We start from the raw sequence: 6,472 nt of genomic DNA, 5'->3' as shown, positions 1-6,472 counted from the left end.
AGATACTGCAAGATATTTGGAGAAAATCGTCAACAGTGGCTAGCCCTTTACCCTTGATGTTTAGATTTATCTATGATAGCAAATGTGCTGGCTTAGTTATAGTATAGGTGATCCAGGTGACATACTCCCGACGCTGACAAGCGCGGTACAGCGTGGGCTTCTTACCAACACCATCCAACGATATCGGCTTTCGCCGACGCTGCGCGAACGGTTACACGGGTTACTTTATTAACGACACGGTCAGAAGTTACCGTAAGGATAGGGTCGCCTTTATGGTTGGTAGGCTTAGGGTAAAAAGGTTAAATCTTATTGATTAAGGCGACCCTATCTATCGGTTTCGTCTCCGGGATGCCCCTCCGCGCCGGAACAATACAACTCGTTCTATGTTTAGCTAGTAGGTGGCGGTTAGCTCTTAATTTGTTTCCCCTACTGTCCCTAGTATAGCCCATTGGCATTTCGACGTTCCGACCCTTGCCCCGCGCTTCCCATACGACACTTACCCAATGAAGGTAAAGTGCGGGGCTTCTCGCGGTTTAGCTAAGTGATGGGCTAGGGTCAGGTCAATTGATACCTTCCCATCTCCAGGGTACTGGGTCAACCGACTTACCGTGAACATAGAGACCCCAATGTAGATGAGGACCAGTGGAAGCACCTGTAGAACCAATGGTACCAATGACCTGGCCAGCTTGAACAAAATCCCCCTCTTTAACTTTAATTTCGCTCAAGTGCAGCATGATACTGAGTACCCCTTGACCATGGTTAATCCCTACGGTGTTCCCATGAACCCGGAAACCTTCAGACTCTCGTCCCACTAGTGCTATCCGTCCTGCTGCTGGTGCTACTACTGGTGAACCGAAGCGACCGGCATAGTCAACACCACGATGGTAGTAGTTTTTAGCATAGACACCGTTGTAGTAGCGACGAACACCGAAAACACTGGAGACACGAGCATTGTTGGGTCTATAGAATTTACCATTCCAGAATTTTTCTGGGGTCAATAATTTTTTAAACTGGGCAACCCGATTTAATTCAAATTGGGTTGCTGGGGCAGAGGCTTTGCCAGACAGCCAGATGCGTTGGACAGGGAAAGACCGATTCTGAAGTGGTACAGCTATGTTGTTAACTTTACCATCACCAGCCACTCGTAAAACCAATTTTCCTGGTTTATCTAATGGGGTAGTGGGTACTAAAGCGCGATAACGATTTGTCCCTGCTGCAAAAGTAGGATAGGTCTTTTGACCCATAGAAACGGTTGGTGGTGAACCAACTGTTTCCGTTTGAATTACCACTGACAAAGTATCGCCTAACTGGGGATTGTCTGGTTGAACTTGTACCTGTAAAGCTTGCACTGGTTGGCACAGGGCTACAAAACCCGATGCCAGGGCTATTGCTGTCGTTGTAATCAGGCGTTTGGCAAGGTGCTTTGCACTCAGAAGTGGGGTGGGACTAGAAGGAGAATAGTGCTCTAGCCCTGATAGTGAGCCATGAGAGGATAGTGATTTCACTGACTTATACAAAGCGCGACTATAGATTTTTATTCTTTAGCTACTGGGGCATAGACTATCATTTAGCCCAGTGTGTTTCCAATTCCATCTAGTTTGCAGATGAACGGGACCAAAGAAGATTGAGTCAGGTGCCATCATAAAAGGACATCTAACTAAGGTGGATAGTCTATCACACTAACGGTTAGGCTAACTCGGTGGATGGATTCTCTATATCAATCAATCCCAAACTATGAAATAGTTTTTTTTAAGGGTAACTCACGATTGCCAAACTAAGTCGAGGTTTAAATTAATGGACAGTTGGATCATCAAGCTCCATGACTTCATTGGTGAAATCCCATTCCTGGTGATTTCTTTAATTACAGCCGTAACATTTTGCTTTTGGTTAATTCCCTACACCACTGACTTGATGGTCAGCTGTGCAGCGGGTCTTGCTGGTGACTATTTAGGGCGCGAGCAACGCACCTTGGTGATTAACTCAAGTACCAACAATCCTGAGTTACTTTTAATGCTTGTCTCACTGGGATTAGGTAGGCTAGGAGGGATAGCTACCCCACTAGGCTCAAATTTTGCAAACATTTATCTTATGTTTTTTGTTGCTCCATTATTTGTTTTAGTTAAGTGGTTTTTTAAGAGGGATTTCAATAAGATATTAAATCTCATGACTCTAATCAATCGTGAAAAAAAGTTGGTAATTTGGCATTCAATTATGTCCTTAAGTATGTTTGGATTTGCCAGTATAGCCTATTGGTGCCTAACCGGAGGCTTTCAGTTTAATTATTTATCAGAAGACATCCCATTAAGAACATGGCACTGGTTATTAATCGGAGTGTTGATCTGTATAATTGGGATTGGGATATTTGTGTATTTTGAAAATAACTTGAAAAAGAAGCGCCCAGGATTATTTGAAGATATCACTGAGGAAGATTTTGAGTCAAACTGGTGGAAGTTTTTTTTAGGGACTATATCCCTGACGGTATTATGTTATGTTTTAAATGCCTTATTCTTGGCCTATACTGAACTATATAGTTCAGTATTAAGTCAGTGGTTGGGCTCAGCAGTTTTTGTGGGATTACATTATTTTATCGGTAGTCTGATATCTTCTTTACCAGAAGCGAATGTGGCAATAAAAAACTATGAACGTCTAACTTCACCGGATCTAAATACAGCCCTAGCATCAGCAAGTCAATCGAATATGACTAATCTTGCCCTGGGATGCTTCGGCTGTATTATCGCAACTATATTGTTACTGACTGGACTAAGCTATAAGTTGTAAATCAAAAATGAAGAATTCAGAATGAAGAATTCAGAATGCAGAATTCAGAATGCAGAATGCATTCAAAGAACAGTCTTGAGCCTTGAGCCTTAAAGCTTTAGCCTTGAGCTGCTTGTGGCTTTAGATAAGCGATCGCATGATAAGGGATCATGATGGTCTGCTGATCTTGATTGATCAGACACAGGCAGTTTTGATCTTGCCAGCACAATTGCCCGCTAAAGGAATCTCCAGTGAGAAGTTTTAGCTCTAGGAGTTGTTGGTCTTTGATATAGCCTTGAATTTGACTAATACTGGGCAAGCCGGTATCGAATTGGGCCATAATCACAAAAAATCGTGGAATGCGTGGGAACCCTACCAATCATAACCAATCATACTTGGCCAGGAGGGTTTTTGGCGTTTTGGGCAGCATAATCAGAAAAAGTATTTTAATCAGTCGGTAGCTAAATCGAGGAAAATTCGCGAAACTTAAACAAAAGGCTGCAAAAGAATTACCATAGCACCAGAGCCGATTAATAGGGAGTTTACTATGGAGTTTACAAAGTACCATGGACTTGGGAATGACTTTATTCTGATTGATAATCGGGATGACCTGGAACCCAGAATAACCTCAGAGCAAGCACTGCAGCTATGCGATCGCAATTTTGGAATCGGTGCAGATGGTGTGATTTTTGCCCTGCCAGGACAAGACGGTACTGACTATACGATGCGGATTTTCAACTCTGATGGTTCTGAACCAGAGATGTGTGGTAATGGGATTCGCTGTTTAGGAAAGTTTCTGGCTGATTTAGAGGGGGATAATCACAAAACTCATTATCGGATCCATACCCTGGCTGGGGTGATCATTCCTGAACTCAAGGGCGATGGTAAAGTCAGGGTGGATATGGGGATGCCCCAGCTTAGTGCAGCTCAAATTCCCACTGTTTTGGCAGAGGCTGACCAAAAGGTGATCAATACCCCCATCGAAATAGCTGACAAATTATGGGAGGTTACCTGTGTCAGTATGGGAAATCCTCACTGTATAACGTTTGTGGAGGATGCCGATGCCATACCTCTGGAAACCATTGGTCCACTGTTTGAGCATCACTCAGTTTTCCCCCAACGAACCAATACAGAATTTATCCAAGTGGTGCGTCCCGATTATCTCAAGATGCGGGTTTGGGAGCGGGGTGCTGGGGCAACTCTCGCCTGTGGCACGGGGGCTTGTGCGTCTGTGGTGGCTGGTGTGTTAACTGAGAAAAGCGATCGCATTTGTACCGTGGAGCTTCCTGGTGGTTGTCTCGACATTGAATGGTCCGAAACCGATCAGCGAGTTTACATGACTGGGCCAGCTGAGCAAGTTTTCACGGGTAAACTATCACAAATCTGGGGATAAGCCCAGATTTGTTGGCTTGAGATCAATCTTCCTTGGAAAATCCGGCTTTAAACTGCTTGACTACTTGATCGAGACCCACGGAATGGGAGGCTTTAAACAATAGACGATCCCCAGGTTGGACAAACCCCAGTAGATGTTCCACTAAAGGATTAGAGTCACAGAAACACTCAACTGGCACCGAAGTAACACCGGTTGCGATCGCTTCCGCTTCTGGCTCACTTTCATCCACCAAAATCCGCAAGCCATCTAGATTGAGTTGCTCAACCTTTTGACCCACTTGCTGATGAAGTTCACCGGATTTGGTTCCCAATTCCTTCATCGCCCCAAGTACTGCTATATGGCGTTTGCCAGGAGTCTGAGCCAGCATTTCTAGGGCAGCTACCATAGATTCAACTCCAGCATTGTAGGTTTCATCAAGAATCACTACATCGTTAGGTAACTCATAACGCTGGGATCGCCCTGCCGGTAGCTCAACCTCTAAACCATTCCTGAGGGTTTCCCAATCCACCCCCAATAATTTCCCAATGGCTAGGGCCCCTACATAGTTCAGGGCATTGTGGCGACCTGGGAGGGGGATAGGAAACTCCATGCCCTCTACTTTCAGGATTTCCGGTGCAATCAACTCTCCTTGGACATCACCACCCTCTAAACCATAGGTTATGGTTTGCCCTTGCCAAACCTCAGCTGCGGTATCAATTAGGCGTTGATTGTCGTGATTGAGAACCGCTACACCCTTGTTGGACATATGTGCTAATAACTCACACTTGGCTTTTGCGATCGCTTCAGTAGAACCCAACAGACCAATATGAGCTGTACCCACATTAGTAATCACCCCCGCCGTGGGGTTGGCTATCTCGGTCAATTCAGCAATCTGTCCTGAACCACGCATTGCCATCTCGATTACAGCATAGTCATGGTCTGGTGCCAACTCCAGCAAGGTTTTGGGTACACCAATTTCATTGTTGTAATTGGCCTGGGTTTTGAGTACAGTTCCTTTAGTAGACAAAACTGCTGCGATTAGCTCCTTAGTGGTAGTTTTGCCTACAGAACCAGTGACAGCAATCACCGGAATCTCAAACTGGTCACGCCACCACCGAGCAATTTGCTGGTAGGCTTTGAGAGTATTTTCTACCTGAATCAGCGGCAAACCTTCGAGTTGGGTAACTTTAGTCGCCTCAGCAATGACCGTTAATGCCCCCTTCTCTACAGCCAGAGCTGCATAATCATGACCATCAAACTTTTCACCCCGCAGCGCTAAAAATAGTTGACCCGGCTCAAGGTGACGGGTATCAGTGGTAATGCCAGTGAATGACTTTTCCAGGATTTTTTCTGGAATGTCTACGGTCTTGGCGGCGAGAATGTCAACTAATTTTCCTACAAGAAGCCGACACACCATAAATTTCTTGTTCCCCCAGTGTCCTAATTGTGCTGTTTTCTCTAAACGCTCTATTTTCCTGGTCAGCCAATAACTTTCACATGGTTTTTACTTAATTTTCACAATTTCCACTCATTGGCACAATTAGGTAAAGAGTAGATGAAGATATACTAATAATATAATAGCTCACCTCAAGTTTAGGTGATCATTAGAATATATCTACCACCGTAGATATATTGTGATACACCGAACTCTCTTTGTGTTAGCTAAGCCGCTCAAAGTTGAATTTTCATCTTCTGAAGCCAACCACCATTGATGAGCCCTAGCTTTAGCACCTAGGAGAGCTACCTAAAGTGACCACCTGGAGAGACTCTAAAGAAGATGAAGATATACTAATACTAGAAGAGGTCACCTAAAGTTTAGGTGATCATTAGAATATATCTACCACCGTAGATATATTGTGATACACCGAACTCTCTTTGTGTTAGCTAAGCCACTCAAAGTTGAATTTTCATCTTCTCAAGCCAACCACCATTGATGAGCCCTAGCTTTAGCACCTAGGAGAGCTACCTAAAGTGACCACCTGGAGAGACTCTAAAGAATCGGAAATTCGACATATTAGCTTGCCAGAGCAGCAAGTCTACAATCACTTACTCCAGTGGGTAAGGGTAGAATCACCAAAGCAATCAATTGAACGCTTCCAAAGGCTCTTCCTGGATGGAGTGGGATACGAAGATTTTGAAATCTGGTTGGCCTTGGAAAAGATAGTAATGGATAAGCGGGCTCCGACAGAGTTCCGATTTGTGGTCAATCGCTGCTGCCATATTCTGATCAATCACTGGCATCTGAAACCAAACACCAGAAGAGCAGTCCAAGAATTGGTAGCTCTGTTTGATCATGTGCCGTCTCCTTTGAGGGTTCACTCTCGGGCTCCTAGACGCCTGCGG

Annotated in this window: 5 protein-coding genes and 1 pseudogene; 3 read left to right on the top strand and 3 right to left on the bottom strand. The window is 44.6% G+C overall.

Features of this window, described 5'->3' with window-relative positions; translation table 11 throughout:
* Positions 1-560: 560 nt before the first annotated feature.
* Entirely contained in the window at positions 561-1,505 is a 945-nt protein-coding gene (locus F6K57_RS34510; protein WP_293072432.1) for a M23 family metallopeptidase, read from the bottom strand.
* 289 nt (positions 1,506-1,794) lie between these two features.
* On the opposite strand from F6K57_RS34510, the gene F6K57_RS34505 reads away from it, so the two are divergent.
* Positions 1,795-2,778, top strand: coding sequence for a hypothetical protein (locus tag F6K57_RS34505; protein ID WP_293072431.1), 984 nt, complete (start codon positions 1,795-1,797; stop codon positions 2,776-2,778).
* Positions 2,779-2,875: 97 nt separating this feature from the next.
* Here F6K57_RS34505 and F6K57_RS34500 read toward each other — a convergent pair whose 3' ends face one another.
* Positions 2,876-3,097: an RNA-binding protein hfq gene (locus F6K57_RS34500; RefSeq protein WP_293072429.1), complete on the bottom strand. Its 222-nt coding sequence runs from the start codon at positions 3,095-3,097 to the stop codon at positions 2,876-2,878.
* Positions 3,098-3,304: 207 nt separating this feature from the next.
* Here F6K57_RS34500 and dapF point away from each other — a divergent pair, with 207 nt between their 5' ends.
* Positions 3,305-4,150 carry a diaminopimelate epimerase gene (gene dapF / locus F6K57_RS34495; RefSeq protein ID WP_293072427.1) on the top strand — a complete coding sequence of 282 codons (846 nt, stop codon included), beginning with the start codon at positions 3,305-3,307 and terminating at the stop codon, positions 4,148-4,150.
* Positions 4,151-4,172: 22 nt separating this feature from the next.
* Here the strand turns inward: dapF and murF are convergent, their stop codons facing one another.
* A complete protein-coding gene (gene murF, locus F6K57_RS34490; protein WP_293019614.1) occupies positions 4,173-5,546 on the bottom strand; it encodes a UDP-N-acetylmuramoyl-tripeptide--D-alanyl-D-alanine ligase in 1,374 nt (457 codons plus the stop codon).
* 554 nt (positions 5,547-6,100) lie between these two features.
* Here murF and F6K57_RS34485 point away from each other — a divergent pair.
* A pseudogene (locus F6K57_RS34485) lies at positions 6,101-6,472 on the top strand (hypothetical protein); the annotation flags it as partial.

It is taken from the genome of Moorena sp. SIO4A5 (genome assembly GCF_010672005.1).
Taxonomy (GTDB): Bacteria; Cyanobacteriota; Cyanobacteriia; order Cyanobacteriales; family Coleofasciculaceae; genus Moorena.
The sequence above is the reverse complement of the archived record's forward strand: the minus strand, read 5'-3'. Positions and strand labels throughout refer to the sequence as shown.